At 70.9% G+C, this 17,437-nt stretch carries 12 protein-coding genes and 1 pseudogene; 4 read left to right on the forward strand and 9 right to left on the reverse strand.

All coding sequences use genetic code 11. The features are described 5' to 3' along the window. Nucleotides 1-2: 2 nt before the first annotated feature. The 8 genes from VT85_RS23240 to VT85_RS23270 all read right to left on the reverse strand — a co-directional run bounded on the left by VT85_RS23240 (nt 3) and on the right by VT85_RS23270 (nt 10,172). Nucleotides 3-695, reverse strand: coding sequence for a M15 family metallopeptidase (locus tag VT85_RS23240; RefSeq protein WP_197490963.1), 693 nt, complete (start codon nt 693-695; stop codon nt 3-5). Nucleotides 696-905: 210 nt separating this feature from the next. Further along, nucleotides 906-1,949, reverse strand: coding sequence for a DUF1559 domain-containing protein (locus VT85_RS23245; RefSeq protein WP_068420361.1), 1,044 nt, complete (start codon nt 1,947-1,949; stop codon nt 906-908). Nucleotides 1,950-2,120: 171 nt separating this feature from the next. Continuing rightward, on the reverse strand, nt 2,121-2,327 hold the full coding sequence (locus tag VT85_RS27970) for a hypothetical protein (protein WP_156513044.1): 207 nt from the start codon (nt 2,325-2,327) through the stop codon (nt 2,121-2,123). Nucleotides 2,328-3,062: 735 nt separating this feature from the next. After that, on the reverse strand, nt 3,063-4,109 hold the full coding sequence (locus VT85_RS23250; RefSeq protein WP_068420362.1) for a DUF1559 domain-containing protein: 1,047 nt from the start codon (nt 4,107-4,109) through the stop codon (nt 3,063-3,065). Nucleotides 4,110-4,192: 83 nt separating this feature from the next. Beyond that, complete coding sequence (locus tag VT85_RS23255; RefSeq protein WP_156513045.1) at nt 4,193-4,402, reverse strand: hypothetical protein; 210 nt, start codon at nt 4,400-4,402, stop codon at nt 4,193-4,195. 583 nt (nt 4,403-4,985) lie between these two features. Next, a complete protein-coding gene (locus tag VT85_RS23260) occupies nt 4,986-7,925 on the reverse strand; it encodes a DUF5060 domain-containing protein (RefSeq protein WP_068420364.1) in 2,940 nt (979 codons plus the stop codon). A 41-nt stretch (nt 7,926-7,966) separates the two neighbouring features. Then, nucleotides 7,967-9,076, reverse strand: coding sequence for an agmatine/peptidylarginine deiminase (locus VT85_RS23265; RefSeq protein WP_068420365.1), 1,110 nt, complete (start codon nt 9,074-9,076; stop codon nt 7,967-7,969). 202 nt (nt 9,077-9,278) lie between these two features. After that, nucleotides 9,279-10,172: a carbon-nitrogen hydrolase gene (locus tag VT85_RS23270; RefSeq protein WP_068422538.1), complete on the reverse strand. Its 894-nt coding sequence runs from the start codon at nt 10,170-10,172 to the stop codon at nt 9,279-9,281. A gap of 230 nt (nt 10,173-10,402) precedes the next feature. Between VT85_RS23270 and VT85_RS23275 the strand changes: the two genes are divergently transcribed. The 3 genes and pseudogenes from VT85_RS23275 to VT85_RS23280 all read left to right on the forward strand — a co-directional run bounded on the left by VT85_RS23275 (nt 10,403) and on the right by VT85_RS23280 (nt 12,513). Then, complete coding sequence (locus VT85_RS23275; protein ID WP_068420366.1) at nt 10,403-10,864, forward strand: RidA family protein; 462 nt, start codon at nt 10,403-10,405, stop codon at nt 10,862-10,864. A gap of 7 nt (nt 10,865-10,871) precedes the next feature. Further along, nucleotides 10,872-11,603: pseudogene (locus tag VT85_RS30110) on the forward strand (SDR family NAD(P)-dependent oxidoreductase); the annotation flags it as partial. Nucleotides 11,604-11,736: 133 nt separating this feature from the next. After that, on the forward strand, nt 11,737-12,513 hold the full coding sequence (locus VT85_RS23280; protein ID WP_068420367.1) for a sugar isomerase domain-containing protein: 777 nt from the start codon (nt 11,737-11,739) through the stop codon (nt 12,511-12,513). A 3-nt stretch (nt 12,514-12,516) separates the two neighbouring features. Here VT85_RS23280 and VT85_RS23285 read toward each other — a convergent pair whose 3' ends face one another. Next, a complete protein-coding gene (locus VT85_RS23285) occupies nt 12,517-16,464 on the reverse strand; it encodes an Ig-like domain repeat protein (protein ID WP_156513046.1) in 3,948 nt (1,315 codons plus the stop codon). Nucleotides 16,465-16,806: 342 nt separating this feature from the next. Between VT85_RS23285 and VT85_RS23290 the strand changes: the two genes are divergently transcribed. Further along, a complete protein-coding gene (locus VT85_RS23290) occupies nt 16,807-17,370 on the forward strand; it encodes a DNA-3-methyladenine glycosylase I (RefSeq protein WP_068422541.1) in 564 nt (187 codons plus the stop codon). The last annotated feature ends 67 nt before the right edge of the window (nt 17,371-17,437 follow it).

The raw sequence follows: 17,437 nt of genomic DNA on the forward strand, positions 1-17,437 counted from the left end.
AGTCAGGGGCGCTCGGGCTTCTCGAAGTGCTGATAATCGGTGGGGCTGGGGGACTTCCAGTCGCCGGCCCAGGTCCAGCCGCGTTCGACGAAGGCGCGGGTGACGGGGTGGTCTCGGGTCAGGGTTCCGGGGGCCCTGGGGTCGTAGGTCGCGCCCGGCGGCAGGACGAGCTTCCCCTTGACGTAGGGGTTCTGGACGGTGTTGAGGTCGATGGCGCGGCCGTAGCCGTGGTTGGAGATCCGGGTCCCGCCGGTGATCGGGCGGTAATTGAAGCTCGACGAGTTGTTCGCTTCCATCGAGAGATCATCATCCCAGAACCCGTTCTTGCGGAACCTGGGGTGGGAGACCGGGACGGCCGACTGGATCGGGAACTTCTCGCGGAGGGCGACGGCGAAGGCGTGGCGGATGTCGTCGACGAGGTCCTGGTGGGCGACGATCTGGCCCTTGTGGACCTTGCCGTCGAAGCCGAGATAGAGGACGTCGAAGAGCCGCTGGGCGTCGCGGATGGCGTCCGGGCAGCCGGGGCGGAGGCCGTCGAACGCCTCGGCCTCGGTCATGGCGCTGTCGATCACGGGGTCGTCGATCGTGCCCGCGGGGGGATCGGCGATCGCCCTCCCGGCGGCGAGTCCGCCGAACAGGGCCGCCGCGATGATCCCCATGCGGCAGGCGCGGGCCGTTCCGCTCGTCGTTCCCACGTCGTCCCCCCCAGGTCGGGCCGGCGGTCGACCGGCGGCCGTCGGCCGCGCCGACGAGGCCCCGTCGAGCCGCGTCCAGTGTAGCCGACCCGGCGGGCCCGCCGCAATTTCCAGCCCCGGCGGCCGACCCCGGCGCGAGGCGGCCCCGCCGGGTCGCGAGGACCGGGCGGGGCCGTCCGAGGAGCCCTGGGGACGTGGTCCGGGCGCGGGTCAGAACTGGTCGGAGCCGACGACCTCGCCGCCGTTCCGGGTGCCGATCCCCCACCAGGCGGTGCGGTTGACCGTGTCCTTGACGAACCGGACCGAGCCGTCGGCCATGGCGAGATTCACGCCGCCCGGGTGGTTGCTGCTCGGCGGGGCCGAGCCGAAGTAGTCCACGCCCCAGGTGTTGCCGGCCCAGATCTGGCTGGTGACGCAGGTCCGGGTGTTCGGCGTGCCCATGTGATTATAGACCGCGTAATTGATGTACCAGGGGAAGGCCGTGAACCAGTCGCCCCGCGCGCCTCCCCAGCCCTCGGTCGTGGGGGGGACGGCCTGGCAGGCCGCGACCTCGGCGTTCGCGGCGACCGGCGTGGCGGCGAAGTTGGTCATCCCCGTCGCGTTGTAGTGGGCGCGCCGGGAGCGCGGGGAGCCGGCGAGCACCGTGGCCACGTTGTTGGCGCCGGTGAGGACCTCGCTGAACAGGGCCGTGTTGCTGGTGCCGTCGGTGATCGTCCCCATCTTGACCGGGACGGAGCCGGGGTAGTCCGTGTTGGGGGTCGGGAGGAAGGTCCCGCTGAACGCCTGGAGCTGGTGCGGGCCGCCGACGTTGCCGACGTAGTTGCACAGGCTCACGGTCCGCTCCGGCCCGTCCGACGGGCAGAGGAACGACGCCACCTGCGTGTTGAACACCGTGGTGTTCTGATAGTACTGGCCGCAGCCGTTGGCGTTGCAGGCGACCGGTCCCACGTTATACGCGTTCCAGAGCGTCCCCTGCTCGATGAACTGGAGCATGCTCAGGTGGCCGCTCGGCCCCCATCCCCAGTTGTCCACCGGCGAGGGATACATGCAGCTCGGGATGAACGAGCCGTGCGTGCTCTCGTAATTGTGGAACGCCAGGCCGATCTGCTTGAGGTTGTTGGTGCACTGGGAGCGGCGGGCGGCCTCGCGCGCCGCCTGGACCGCCGGGAGCAGGAGCGCGATGAGGACCGCGATGATGGCGATCACCACCAGCAATTCGATGAGCGTGAAGCCTCGGGACGATTTCTTGTCCATGGATCGACTTCCTTATGAGATGTAACGCTCGAGCGGAGGTGCATTCGACGTGGAGAGGCGTGGGACTTGAGAGCCCGAGAGACGTGCGAGGAGAGTCTGAGGCCGCGGCGACCGCGGCCAGGCGGCGTTGCGACGGCGACTCGAGACCGGCGTCGGAGCCGGGCCTCGGGCTCAGCGTCCCGGCATGATCGGGGCGCCCCCGCCCTTCTTGCCGGCCGGCGGGGTGGCGTTCTTGAGCGCCTCGGGGGTGGGCGAGCCGTCGGCCGTGACCGAGGAGCCGGTCCCCTGGGAGGGGGTGGTCCCGGAATCGCAGCCCATCGACGCGATCGGAAGGACGGCGCACATCAAGGCGAGGCGACGGCATAGGCGACCGGACATTCGATTCCTCCTGGGTGCCTGGACGAGATGGCGGGAACGCCGATCGTCGGGGACGCCGGAAGCCGGCGAGCCCCCGCGCCGATCTGCATTCGCTTATACATTGACTCAAGATATATCCCGTCCCACCGGACATGCCAAGATCCAACTTCTCCGATTTTTTCGGGCCTTCCGGTCGGCAGGCTCGTCGACGACGACGGCCCGTTTTCGAGGCCCGACGCAGGCTCGCCGACCGGTCGGGCGTTGCAAGCCCGCTCCTTCAGCAAACGTCGTTCCGACGCCGCCGAGCCCCTCCCCCGGGGCCGCGCCGCCGGCGCGAGATCGAGGGGGCGGCGGGCCGCGGCGACCGTCGGGCCGGCGTCAGCGGCGCGGGCCGTCCGGCCTCCTACCCATGAAGTCATTCGGATTTTCTAGTCTTACACGGACGCCGTCTTGCGGCTCGCCCCCGATCGCGCCGACGCCCGGAGAGGCCGTCGTCCCCCGCCCTCGACGGCGACCCGGACGCCGCCGGAGGTCGTGGGCGAATCGGGGCGCGGGACGGTTGGGAGGCGATTGCGGCAGCTCTGGAATCCTGCGCCGCGCGGGCGGCTCGCGATCAAATTCCGGGCACGGCCGCCCGATCTCGTGGCGGCGGCCCGCCCATCGGTCGCGCGGTCCGGCCACGAAAAAAGCCCCGCCGGGTCGCGAGGACCGGGCGGGGCGGTTGGGAAATTTTGGAAAATTCGAGAGGCGGGGGGGTCAGAACTGGTCGGAGCTGAGGACCTCGCCGCCGTTCCGGGAGCCGAGAGCCCACCAGGCGGTGCGGTTGATCGAGTCCTTGACGAACCGGACCGAACCGTCGGCCAGGGCCATGTTCACGCCGCCGGAGTGGTTGCTGCTCGGCGGGGCCGTGCCATAGTAGTCCTGGCCCCAGGTGTTGCCGGCCCCGGTCTGCGAGGAGGCGCAGGCGATGGAGTTGGGCGGGGAGACGTGGTTGTAGACGCAGAAGTTGACGTAGAACGGATAGGCGCGGAACCAGTCGCCGCGCTCGCCGCCGGCGCCCGTGGTGGTGGGCGGCAGGCTCTGGCAGGCGGCGATGTTGGCGTTGACGGCGTCGGCCGTGGCCGCGAAATTCGACATCGAGGGGGCGATGAAGTGGACCCGCTTGGCCTTGGGCATGGCCCCGGGCGTCGTCTGGGCGGTGTTCGGCGTCCCGGTGAGGACCTCGCTGAACAGGGCCGTGTTGCTCGTGCCGTCGGTGATCGACGCCATCTTGACCGGGACGGAGCCGGGGAAATCCGTGTGGGGGGTCGGGATGAAGGTCCCGCTGAACGCCTGGAGCTGGAAGGGCCCGCCGTAGTTGCCGACGTAGTTGCACAGGGTGACGTTCCGCTCGGGACCGTCCGACGGGCAGAGGAACGACGCCACCTGGGTGTTGAACACCGTGGTGTTCTTGTTGTACTCGGCGAAGCCGCTGGCGTTGCTGGAGACCGGGCCGACGTTATAGGCGTTCCAGAGCGTCCCCTGCTCGATGAACGGCAGCATGCTCAGGATGCCGCTGGGGCCCCAGCCCCAGTTGTCGGTCGGCGAGGGGTAGATGCAGCTCGGGATGAACGAGCCGTGTGTGCTCTCGTAGTTGTGGAACGCCAGGCCGATCTGCTTCAGGTTGTTGATGCACTGGGAACGGCGGGCGGCCTCGCGGGCCGCCTGCACGGCCGGGAGGAGCAAGGCGATCAGGACCGCGATGATGGCGATGACGACCAGCAGTTCGATCAGCGTGAAGCCGCGGGACGGACGTGAATTCATACGAAACTTTCCTTGAACTGAAATCGCGAAGGTTGGAAACCGACGGGGTCGGAGAAGGGACGGGTGCGAGGCGAAGGCGAGGCTCAGCGGCCCGGCAGGTGGCCCGGGGTGGGCGCCGCCGCCGCGGCCCCGGCCTTCTTGATCCGATTCACTTCCTCCTTCGGGTCCGCTCCCAGGGCGTGCTGCGCCCCCGAGGGGCCGAAGCTCTTCTCATCCCGAGGCGCGGCGGCCTCTGACGTGGACCCCCCCGACCCGCAGCCCGCGGCGGCGAAAGCGGCCAGCATGCACGACATCGAAACGATTCTCAGACGACCGAGCATCAGGACTCCTTCTTTCTTGGAACGTAGTGATCGAACGAACATATCTGCATGCGAATTCGCCCGACCTGAAACGCAAGGCTCGCTGGCACCGCTTCATGAACACGCCATCAGCCAGCACGCCACACGAAATAGCTCGCACAGCCTAAAGGCGTGTATACGTCGGAACAAGGGGTCTGAGGAGGATTCGGCGAGGCGGCCTGGTCGGCTGACGCGCTTTCGGGCAGGTTGGGCCCAACGAATCGACGTCGATGCGAGGAGCGGGGCGGAGGAAGCTACCTAACTCGTTTCCGGGGCGAACCTTGACTCAAAGCCGAGTCACAACGACGAGGTTCGTTAACGCAACTTCCGTTCCAAGCCCACTTCCGCCCGGCCCGAAGCCGGAGATCCCCCTCCGCGGAAATGGCGAGCCGTCGCCGTCCTCGGCTCTCGCCGAGGTCGAGGCGTGACGCCCCGCCCGCCCCGACCCGATCCGGCCGGCGGCGTACGTTCGAGCGCCCGTGCGGGGCCGGGTCCGTCGGCGGCAGGACGCTGGTCGGGCTTCGAGCGCGGCGACCGTTCAGGGGGTGCGCGCGATCCGGGCGGCCAGGTCGCGTTCGAAGTCGGGGGGGGCGAGGGTCAAGGCCCCCGCCCCGGCGCGGGCTTCGTCGGTGCGGACGACGACGCCCCGGAAGGTGTCCCACCACTCGACGCGCCAGGCGTCCGTCGAGTCGGTCGGGACGGCGAGCTTCAGGCCCTTCCGGGGGACGGGGGGCTCGCCGGCGTAGGGGTCGCGCCAGGTGCTGCGGCGGTCGTGGACCCAGAGCACCATCAGGTCGTCGCCGGCGATCCCCAGGGCGTCGACGTCGGGGAAGCGGCTGGAGCGGTACGCGGGGAGGGTGATCGATTTCACCTGCATCCAGTCCCCGTCCGCGTTGGCGATCGTCAGCGCATGGCGGCCGGCGGGGACCTCGACGGCGACGTCCTCGTCGTAGTCGGCGACCCAGACCTTGTAAGGTTCGAGGAGCCTGGCCCCCTTCCACGGCCCCTTGCCGGGCTCGCCGGCGGGGAGCGCCCGGTCCACGACCTCGCGGCCGTCGAGGGCGATCCGCAGGCGGGCGGCGGTGCAGACCTCGCCGATGCGGACGAGGACCTTTCCGGCCTCGGGCAGGTCGAGCGTCCAGGCGACCTCGGAATACAGCTCCTTGCCGTCCCCCCCGCGCCTCGGGCTGCCGAGCGTCGTTGCGACCGGCCCCCCTTCGATTGTGCCGTCGCGGAGTGCCGTGTAGCGGTTCGAGGGGGTACGCCCCCAGCCCTGCGACGAGGAGATGGTCAGGTCGGCGAACGTCTCAGGGGCGTCGGCGGGGGCTTCGACGGCGATCTTGCCGAGGGGCTTCATGGGGTTCCTGGCCCAGTCGATCGAGTCGACGAACGACCGGACCGGGGTCAGCACGTGATAGACGTTCTTGGGATGCACGTAGCCGTCCCACCACCAGAGCATCGAGGTGCCCGCCGCGCCCGAGGCGATCGAGGCCCACGCGCCGTTGTGCATGTTCAGGCCCCGGCCTTCGGGGTCCCACTTCTCGTCGCCGGCCTGCCAGTCGATGCCGAACTCGGCGAGCAGGTACGGCTTGCCGAACTTCAGGTTGGCGTGCGTTTCGCCCTGGATCCGATCAGTGAAATCCAGGGTGCCGCCCCCCTGTCCGTACATATGAGTCATCGTGAAATCGACGTTCGAATCGTTCCAGATCGGCGGCGATCCGTAGCTGGTGCTGACGAGACGGCGGTTGGGGTCGATCGCCTTGAGATAGGCGGCCATCTCGCTCGTCCAGGCCTCGACGACCGGGCTCGGCTCGACCTCGTTCCAGAACTCCCAGGCGAAGACGAACGGGGAATGCCCCCAGCGCGCCGTCAGATACCGCAGGCGTTGCTTGTAGAGTTTGCGGGCCGTCGGGTCGGTCCAGAAGTCCTCGGGACGGGCGCAGGGGCCGCCGTTGCGGGCGTTGTAGGGGTTGCTGATCCAGCTTCCCTCGTTGAAGAAGCCGCCGTCCTTGAACTCGCCGTAGGTGCCGATGCAGTACATCAGGCGGATCCCGTTCGCCTCGGCGATCCGCAGCACCTCGTCGAGCCGCCAGGCGTTGTCGAGCGCGTAGCGGCCGAGCCCTTGATAGGCGCCGATCCCCCCCTTGGGCGTCGGCGCGGGGCTCCATTCGAGCCCCTTCTCATTGAACGCCAGCCAGAGCCGGGCCCAGTTGCCGCCGGCCTTGCCCAGGCCCTCGAACCACGCGCCGTAGGTCGCCAGCGGGTTGCGGCCGTTGGCCCAGCAGACGTTCTCGCCGACGGCGAAGTACGACGAGCCGTCGTCGAAGGCGAAGTATCGCGGCGACTTCGGCGCGACCCGGACGAACCCCGGCGACTTCGACGCGACGGCCGTGAACGTCAAGGGCTCCGCGCGGACCTCGCCGCTCGCGTCCTTGACCTTGAGCGTGATTCGATGCGCCCCGGCGACGGTCGGCGCGTAGCGGACGCGGAAGCCCGGCGCCCCGGCGACCTTCAGCGACTCGGCCCGGCCCCGGGTCTCCAGCCGGAACGGGACGTGATAATATCCCGGCGCGTCCACCTTGCGGCCGTCGGGGGCGAGGATCTCGGCGTCGACGGCGATCTGCTCGGGATCGAACGGGTTGTCGTACCGGGCGTGGACGTCGGCGTCGAGCGTGACGGTCGCGAAGACGTCGACCCGATCGCGATCGAGCCGGGGGGCGACGATCGCCAGCGGCCGGTCGTCCGTCCCCGCGGCCGGAACCGGCTTCGCGGCCTCCTGCGCGAGCGCGCCGGCGGCCTCGGCGCGGAGCGCGACGCCGAGCCGGATCGGCTTGCGCGCCAGCACCTCTCCGCCGCTGGTCATCGCCAGCAGGCTGAAGTGGGGCGCGTTCCATTTGCGGTCGTCCTGGAGCTGGAGCCGCGCGCCCTGGGGAGAGATTCGCAGGCCCCCGGCGCCGGGCCGTTCCAGGCCGAGCCAGTCCGGCTCGCCGGACCAGGCGATGTGGCGGTCGGCGTCGAGCGAGGCCGGCAACACGCCGCGGGCGCCGTCCGGGTCGTCGACGAGATAGGCGGTCTTGCCGGCGTGCTCGGCCGTCGCCAGCGATCCCCGGAGCAGGACCGCTTCAAGCTCGACCTCGCGGTCGGGGATCACCTCGAACTCCAGGGTCGCGCCGTCCTTGTCCCGGACGATCCGCTCGATGAGGAGGCCCGAGAGGGCCCCCCCGGCGAGCGGCATCGTGTAGGTCGTCGTCGCGCCTTCCCGGTGGACCTTCACCGCCGCCGGGTCGACCGCCCGCTGGTTCGCCAGGTCGCCGCTCCACCCCGGCGCGACCACGGAGACCGCCAGGTCTGACAGGTACGCCGTCCCCCCCACGCGAGCTTCGATCACCCCTCGGGCGTCGGCCTCCACGGAAAGCTGGGCTCGCGCGATCGCGGGGACGAGGCACAGGAGGAAGGCGGTCCAGGACGCGGTCTTCATGAGACGACCCTTTCGCGCGGACGGACGAGGGAGGGACGCGGTCAGTCGACGGCCGGGGCGGCCGGCTGCTGCTGGGAGAGGCAGTGGAGCGTGCCGAGGCCCAGGACGAGGTCGAGGCAGTGGATGCCGACGACCCGGCGGTCGGGGAACAGCTCGGCGAGCGTGTTCAGGGCGATCCGGTCGTTGGGGTCGTTGAACGTGGGGACGATCACGACGCCGTTGGCGATGTAGAAGTTGGCGTAGCTGGCCGGCAGGTTCTCGCCCTCGAAGATCACCGGGCCGGGCATGGGGAGCGTGACGACGCGGAGGGGCTCCCCGTCCTGGTCGCGGGCCGCGCGGAGCCGGTGGAGGTTGTCCTGGAGCGGCTCGTGGTTGGGGTCGTCCGGGTCGCCCTCGACGGCCGCGACGACGGTCTTCGCGTCCACGAACCGGGCGATGTCGTCGACGTGGCCGTGGGTGTCGTCGCCGAGGACGCCGCGGCCCAGCCAGATCACGTTCGAGATCGCCAGGTAGTCGGCGAAGACCCGCTCGATCCCCTCGCGGCCGAGCCCCGGATTCCTCGCCTGGACGGAGCTGAGGAGGCACTCCTCGGTCGTCAGCAGCGTCCCCTTGCCGTTGACGTCGATCGCGCCGCCTTCCAGGACGACGCGGCGCGACGCGCCGTCGATCTCGGCGCGCGGGGCCCAGCGATGCAGGCCCGTCTTGCGGCCGATCCGACGGCCCAGGCGCTTGTCCTCATGATGGTTGTCGTACTTGGCCCAGGCGTTGAACTTCCAGTTGACCATCGCCACGGCGGAGTCGGGCTCCCCCTCGACGCCCATCGGCGCGCGGTCGCGGACGACGAACGACGGCGCCGAATCGCGGAGCCAGACGCGGTCGGTCGCGGCCCTGAAGAACCGGACGCGGTCCAGATCCGCCGCCGCCTTCTCGAGCAGCTTGGAGACCCGGCGCTTCATGTCGCGGTCGGCCACGACGATCACGACGGTCTCATGGGCGCTCAGGACGCGGACGATCTCGGTATAGACCCAGGGGGTCGGCGCGAACTTGCCGGGCCAGTCCTCGCGGTTGTGCGGCCAGGCGATCCAGGTCGCCTCGTGCGGCTCCCATTCGGCGGGCATCCGAAAACCAAGCTGGGCGGGCGTGAAAGTCATGGCGGCGTCCGGGCGTGGGGTGGTTCGGGTTCTTCGTTGATCCCTTCCCCCCGCTGGGGGAAGGTGCCGCGCAGCGGCGGATGAGCGGGACCATCAAGGCGGACGAACTGGAACGCCGACGCTTCTCATGCTCGTCTTCCCCCTCATCCGGCCCTGCGGGCCACCTTCCCCCGCAAGGGGGGAAGGGTTGCGATCGTGGATTTCACCCCCCGTCCAGGAATCGCTGGGTGATCGGCGCGTAGGCGTCGATGCGGCGGTCGCGGAGGAAGGGCCAGTTGCGGCGGGTCTCTTCCTGGAGTCGGGGGTCGCATTCGGCGACGAGGACTTCCTCGCGGTCGCGGGAGGCTCGGGCGAGGATGCGGCCGAACGGGTCGGCGAGGAAGGAGCCGCCCCAGAATTCGATGCCGCCGTCGGGCGCGCCTTCGTGGCCGAGGCGATTGACGGCGCCTACGAAGACGCCGTTGGCGATCGCGTGGGCGCGCTGCATGGTCTCCCAGGCGCTGGCCTGGGCCTCGCCGAACTCGGCCTTCTCGCTGGGGTGCCAGCCGATCGCCGTGGGGTAGAAGAGGACGTCTGCGCCTTGCAGGGCCGTCAACCGGGCGGCCTCGGGATACCACTGGTCCCAGCAGACGAGCGTGCCGACGCGGGCGTGCTTGGTGTCGAAGGCCTTGAAGCCCAGGTCGCCGGGCGTGAAGTAATACTTCTCGTAGTAGAGGGGGTCGTCCGGGATGTGCATCTTGCGATACTTGCCGACGACCGAGCCGTCGGCTTCGAGGACGACGGCCGTGTTGTGGTAGACGCCGGCGGTCCGCCGCTCGAAGATCGAGCCGACGATGGTCATCCGGGTCTCGACCGCCACGGCGGCCAGGGCGTCGGTGGTCGGGCCGGGGATCGGTTCGGCGAGGTCGAAGGTGGCGGCGTCCTCGGTCTGGCAGAAGTATTGCGTGAGGAACAGCTCGGGGAGACAGGCGACCTGCGCCCCCTTCGCCGCCGCCTCGCGCAGCATCTCCGAGGCCCGGTCGAGATTCTCGGCCGGGTCGGTGGAGCACTTCATCTGGATCAATCCCACGCGGAACGGCGGGCGGTTCGCCCTCATGGCGTCGAGCCTCGATTTCTGCGGTTGGCGGTCGAAAAATCCCCTCGACGCCATGGTAACAGAACGATCGAGGGGGGGCTAAGGCCAGCCGGCGGCGGGGTTCCCGGCGCGGGCCCGGTTGAATCGCGGGCGTCGCGCCGTTAGGCTCGTTCGATGTCCCCGAGGCCGCGACCGCCGCCCCGGGGGTTTCCCCCCGACCGCCAGCCGCCAGACGAAGGAACTCGCCGCCCATGGGAGCCGAAGAACGCCTCGCCGCCTTGAAGCTGGAGCTGCCCGCCGCCCCCAAGCCGGTGGCGACGTACGTCACGGCCCTGCGCGTGGGCGAATTCCTGTACGTCTCGGGCCACGGGCCGCTGAAGTCCGACGGCTCGTTGATCGTGGGGAAGGTCGGAGTCGACCTGAACCTGGCCGCCGGCGTCGTCGCCGCGAGGCAGACCGGCCTGGCGATCCTGGCGACGCTCAGGGACCACCTGGGCTCGCTCGACAAGGTCGTCCGCCTGGTCAAGACGCTGGGCCTGGTCAACTGCCCGGCCGACTACCAGGACCAGCCCAAGGTCATCAACGGCTACTCCGACCTGATGCGCGACGTCTTCGGCGAGGCCGGCGTCGGCGCCCGGAGCGCCGTCGGCGCGGGCTCGCTGCCGGGCGGCATCGCGGTGGAGATCGAGGCCATCTTCCAGGTGAAGGACTGACCGGATCATGGGGCGCCTCGACGGCACGCGCTGCTTGATCGTCGGCGGGACCAGCGGGATCGGCCTGGCGTCGGCCCGCCGGTTCCTCGCCGAGGGGGCGGCGGTCGTCGTCTGCGGACGTTCGGCGGGCTCGTGCGCCGCCGCGCTCGCGACGCTCGGCCCCTCGCCCCCGCCGAACTTCGCGGCGATCCCGGCCGACGCGACCGCGCCGGACGAGGTCGACGGCCTCTTCGACCGGACGCTCGACTTCTTCGACGGCCGCCTGGACCTGCTGTTCCACGTCGCCGGGATCAGCGGCCGGCGGTTCGGCGACGGCCCGCTCCACGAATGCTCGGTGGAGGGCTGGGACGCCGTGCTCGCCGCCAACGCCCGTTCGACGTTCCTGACCAACCGCGCCGCGACGCAACGGATGCTCGGCCAGGAGGTCGACGTCCACGGCCTGCGGGGGACGGTCCTGAACATGGGCTCCGTGCTGGCCCGGTCCCCCGCGCCCGACTTCTTCGGGACGATCGCCTATGCGGCGAGCAAGGGGGCCGTCGAGGCGATGACCCGCGCGGCGGCCTCGCGGTACGCCCGCGACCGCATCCGGTTCAACCTGATCGCGCCCGGCCTGATCGAGACGCCGATGGCCGCGAGGGCCTGCGGCGACCCGGCCATCCTCGGCTACCTCGCGGCCAAGCAGCCGATGGCCGGCGGCCCCGGCTCGGCCGAGGACTGCGCCGAGGCCGCGCTGTTCCTCTGCGAGCCCGCCTCGCGGTTCACGACCGGCGTCGTCCTGAGCGTCGACGGCGGCTGGAGCGTCTCCGAAGGCCGCCTCCCGGACGCCCCCCCTCCCCTTCTCCCTCTCCCTCCCCCCCGAACACCGAGCCGACATGAGCGACGACGTCCTCTCCCAGTACCTCCGCGCCGCCCGCGCGGGGCTCGACGCGATCGAGTCCACGCAGCTCCCGGCGGTGCGCCAGGCCGCGAAGCTCTTCGCCGATGCGATCCTGGCCGACCGCCTGGTCCACGTCTTCGGCACCGGGCACTCGCGGATGGCCGTCGAGGAGATGTTCCCGCGCTACGGGTCGTTCCCCGGTTTCCACCCGATCGTCGAACTTTCGATGAGCTTCCACAACCCGGTCGTCGGCGCGAACGGCCAGCGGCAGGCGATGTTCCTGGAGAACGTCCAGGGCTTCGGCCCGGTCCTGTGGCGGAACTTCGCGACCAGCCCCGCCGACGTACTGCTGGCGATCTCCAGCAGCGGCTGCAACGCGGTGACGATCGACGTGGCGGCCGAGGCCAAACGGCTGGGCATGGCCGTCGTCGCCCTGACCTCGCGGGCCAACGCCGACGTCTCCACGTCCCGGCACGAATCCGGCCGGAAGCTGCACGAGATCGCCGACCTGGTGGTCGACCAGCAGGCCCCGCCGGGAGACTCGGCGGTCTGGATCGACGGCCTTCCGACCCCGGTCTCCCCCGTCTCGACCGTCACCGGCTGCACCCTGGTCAACCTGATCAAGGCCGAGGTCGCCCGGCTGCTCACCGAGGCCGGCAAGCCCCCCAAGGTCCTCACTTCCGCCTGCCACCTCGGCCCCGAGGCCGCCCGCCGCCTGTTCGAGGAAACCTACGACGACTACCGCCGCCGGATCGGCGTCCTCTACCGCTGACCCTCACGCCGAGCCGGGCCGCTTGCCGAGCCGGCCGGAGGCGAAGAGCGTCGGATCGACGGCCCGAGGGCGTGGGCGGATCGGCGCCGCGGTCGGGATCGACCGTGGGCCCCGCGTCGCGCGAGCCGCGAACGCCGACGCCACGCCTCGCGGCCGGGACGGCGTCGCAGGGGAGTCCGCGACGACGGCGGTCGAGGTCGTCGGCGCGAGAGAATCCGCGCGGCCCGGCTGGGGACTCGTCGGCCCCGCGACCGCGACCGGGAGCGAGACGGGGGCGGGAGCGGGGGCCGCCCCACCTCTCGTCGTCGGCTCCGGCGAGACGACCACCCGGTAGACGCCCGAGGAGACCATCTGGGTCTTCGGGTCTCCCAGGTAGACGAACTGGAGGTAATGATCGCCGGCCGTGAGCCGCAACGAGGCCGCGGTCGTGGCGTAATAGCCGTAGGGGCCCAGCGGGAGCAGGGCGATCGGCTGGCCGCCGTCCAGCACCATGACGCCCCCCGTCGGTATCTCCCTCCCTTCCAGCGCCCGAACGTTGACGATGAGTTCCAGGGCGTTGGGCAGGCGGACGTCCAGCGGCACGGCGGCGGTGAAGCCCGCCGCGCCCCGGCCGACGGCCACGGGCGCCTCGATCGACGCCGCGGCGAACTCGGGGCTGGACGCCTCGTAGGTCACGCGGGCCGTTCGATATCCCGCCGGGGTCGTGCCGGGGATGTCGAACCGGGCCGTGCCGTCGACCAGCGGGCGCGTCTGCGTGAACGTCCCCAACGTCAGGGTGACGTTCCCCTCCGGCGGTCGCTCGCCATGCGAGAAAAGGGGGGTCGCGCGGACCGCGATCGTGAAGCCGTCGCCGATGATCGGACGCGAGGGGAAGGATTCCAGGAAGAGGCGGACCGGCCGGAGGGCGACCTCGAGGACCTCGGGCGAGGAAAAGACGGTCGTCCCTTCGCCGTCGACGAGCCGGGCGCGGAACCATCGGCCTGAGTCGTCGGCCAGGGCCGTCAGCCGGTACCAGGCACCGGTCGCGCCCGGCGCGTCCCGCCAGCTCGCCCCCTGGTCGTCGCTGGTCTGCCACTGGATGGAGGCGAACGTCCCGCCGTCCGGGATCGCGAGGGCGACCTCGTCGCCGACGTCGACGAAGTGGGTCGCGTCCGCATCTATCGAGCCGACCGGCCCGGTCGTCCCGGACGGGGCCTCGGCCGTTGCGGGGGAGGACAGGGCTCCGAGGGCGAGGGGGAGGGCGAGTCCGGGGGCGGCCGTCGTCCCCTTCGCCTTGACCGTGATCCGGTAGACCCCGGACGACGCCGCGGCGGTCCTGGCATCGCCCAGAAAGACGAGCTGGAAATAATGATTCCCCGCCGCCAGGCCCGCCGTCGAGAACGTGGCCGTCAACCGCCCGCCCGCCCGGACGACGGGGATGAAGGCGATCGGCCGCCCGCCGTCGAGGAAGACGACGCCCCCCGAAGGCTCCAGCGGGAGGTCCCGAGGCGAGAGGACCGCCGTGAGCGTCGTCGGGAGGCCGGCGACCGTCTCGGCCGGAATCTCGGCCGTCAGGAGGCTCCCCCGCCGCTCGACGACGACGATGAACTGGGTCGAGACCATCGGCTGGAAATAGGCGTCGCCGAAATATCGAGCATAGACGTCGTAGTCGCCGACCTTCAGCGTGTTCGGGATCGTGACGACGGCCCGCCCGTCCACCAGCGTCGCTTCGAGGATGAGACTCCCGACCCCGACCTCGATCCTCCCGCTTGGAGCGGGGAGGCCGGCCGAGTTGGTCCTCACCCGGATCGCCAGGGTCGTCGACTCGCCGACCCGGATCGGCGCGCCGGGGGCTTCCAGCTCCACGGTCACCTCGGCAGCCCGACTCTTCAGCGCGGCGGGGAAGCTCGCCTGGACCTGGCCCGTCTCCGGGTCCGTGAAGACCACCCGATAGTACTGGGGGCCGTCCGCCGGGGGGGTCGTCGCGGCGATCCAGCTCTGGGTGGTTCCGTCGACCGTGGCGACCACCTCGCCCCCGTCGAGATCGGCCCAGGTGAACCCGTTATCGGTGCTCACCTGCCAGGCGGCCGTGAGCCCCGGGGCGCCCGCCTCGGCGGTGAACGTCGCGAGGCGTCCGCCGACGGTCGTCAGGTCCCGAGGGGGGGCCGTCACCTCGAAGCCCGGCTCATAAGAAAAGATCCGCAGCCCTCCGGGGCCGGCCACGGGGTCGGTCGCGAGGCCGCCGTCCGAGCCGACGGCCAGCACGTCCGCCGCGAAGGCGAGCGTGAAATCGCCCGCCCCCCGCAAGAGGAACGTGGACAGCAGCCTCCAGGCCCCCGCCTCCTTCTCGAAGACGTGCGCGAGCGCGACGGGGATCGGGCCGACCTCGCGAGCCGGCCTGGCCAGTGCGACGGCGAGCGTGCCGTCGGCGTTGAGGGCCACCGGGCCGTCGCCCCCCACCACCCCGAATCCGGTCGGCAGCGGAAGCTCGCCGGCGCGGACCCAGTCGTCCCCGGATCGTTCGTAGATCAGCGCCGAGTACCGAGGGAAGCCGTTCGCGTCGAAGGCCCAGGCCCCCGAGACCAGCATCGTGCCGCCGTCGCCGCTGAGCGCCGCGCCGCGGCCGAGCATGTGGGAGAACTGGACGTTGGGGTCGACGTCCGTCAGGAGATGCCGCGACCACCCCTCCGGGCCACTCGTGAAGAGGAAGACCTGGCCGGCGAAGCTCCTCTCATAAGGAGCGCCGACCAGCAGCGTCCGGCCGGAGGCGTCGAACTCCATCGCCGGGCCGTTGGACGTGAACGAGGGGCCGGCCGGCGAGACGAACACGGCGTCGAGGTCCCAGGTCGACCCGTCGCGAGAGTAGATCCGGACCTCGTCCGGGCCGTACAGGTCGTACTGCTGGACGTCGCGGACGTCGGCCAGCGCCAGGACGCTCCCGTCGGAGTTCGTCGCGATCGAGACGCCGAAGCCCCCTGGCGCGTCGGTCTCCGGCTCGATGGTCCGCACCTGCTCCCAGCCCGACCCGGAGCGGACGAAGACGTAGACGACGCCGTTCTCGATCACGTCGGTCGACGCGCGCGCGGCGCCGACGAAGAGGGTCTGGCCGTCGCCGCTCAGCGCCGTCGAGAGGCCGAACCAGGCCCCCTCGATCGGGACGTCGGCCTGGACCCGGGCGGTCTCGACCCAGGACTCGCCGGATCGGGCGTAGACGAAGACCGCCCCCGCCCAGGACGGGCCGTCCCCTTCGGTGTGCTGCAGGACCCCGACCACGAGGGTCCGGCCGTCGGCGCTCATCGCGAAGCTCGGGGAGTTCACCGGCAGCGCGGCCCGCTGGACGTAGGGGTCGACCACGAGGGGATAGACGGCCTCGGCGTCGTCGACCCGGATCGAGACGGTCGGGCCGCCGGCCGAGGCGTCGACGGTCATCGTCGCGGGGATCGCGCGGCCTTCGGCGTCGTAGGCGATCAGGCCGCCGTACGAGGCGATCCTCGCCCCGTCGGCGCGGGCCAGGGCGATGGACGTCCCGCCGGGCTCGGCCCGGGCGGTCAGGCCCTCCACGGCCAGGCGGATCGTGAGCGGGCCGTCCGCCGGGGAGCCTTCGGGACGGACGTCGAGCGTGAAACCTTGCTGGAGCCCGAGCGGGCCGTTGACGAACCATTGCGTCACCGCGCCGTGGTCGTACTCGACGCGGTTGGCCAAGGCCGTCGCCACCCCGGAGCCCAGCGCCCGGACGTCTTCGCCGTACCCGAGCCCCTGGACGGTCAGCGACCAGGATTCGGCCCCGGACGCGATCCGGAAGCCGCTCGCGGCCACGGTCGCGGCGTAGGCGTTGGCGGGGTTCTGGATCGCGAAGCCGACGTCCCCCGCCCCCCGGGCCGCGTACGAGGCGTCGCCCCGACCCAGCGATTCCGACACGGCGTACCGGGCCGCGAGCGGCAGGTCGGCCGCGAAGCCCGAGGCCGGCGCCACGCGTCCCTCCAGCCGGTCGAGCGCCGGCCGGAGCCGATTCGCTCGCTTCCCCCTCCCGCGGGCGGCACGATCCGGACTCGTCGGGACGCGGCCCGTACGCTTCGGCTGGGGGGCGGGCATGGCCAGGCTCTCTTCCTTTGAGACGGCTTCCAGGAAGCGCTCGCGGCCGACGTGGCGGTTCGACCCCAGCGACGACGAGTAGGCGATTTTATCACGTCTTCGACCGTCGCCTCCAGCATGATCCACGGCGGCATCATGGCGCCCCGCGGGCCCCGGGGATACGATGCCGAACCGGGCGATGCGATCCGTCGTCCGAATGAGCATCGAGGGTGGGAGGGGCCGATGGAACGCTGCGGGTGGGCGAGGAACGATCTGGCGATCAGCTATCACGACGAGGAGTGGGGCGTCCCGGTCCGCGACGATCGCCGCTGGTTCGAGTTCCTGATCCTGGAGGGCGCGCAGGCCGGCCTGAGCTGGGATACGATCCTTCGCAAGCGTGAGAACTACCGCCGCGCCTTCGCCGACTTCGACCCCGAAGCCGTCTCCCGGTTCGACGCCGATCGGCTCGCGCGAATCCTGGCCGATCCGGGGGTCGTGCGGAACCGCCTCAAGATCGCCTCCGCCGTGCGCAACGCCGGGGCCTTCCTCAAGGTCCAGGACGAATTCGGGACATTCGACGCCTACATCTGGCGATTCGTCGACGGCCGCCCGATCCGCAACGCCTGGCGCTCGCTCCAGGAAGTTCCGCCCCGCACCCCCGTCTCCGACGCGATCAGCAAGGACCTCAAGAAGCGCGGCTTCAACTTCGTCGGCTCCACCATCTGCTACGCCATGATGCAGGCCACCGGCCTGGTCGACGACCACCTCGTCGACTGCTTCCGGCACGGGAACCTCGGCGATCACTAGCCCGCCGCCGCGTCGTCGCCAGGGCTCTCGGACGACGCCTTCCCGCCTGATCTGATTTCCATTGAAA

The sequence above is a fragment of the Planctomyces sp. SH-PL62 genome, assembly GCF_001610895.1.
Lineage (GTDB): Bacteria > Planctomycetota > Planctomycetia > Isosphaerales > Isosphaeraceae > Paludisphaera.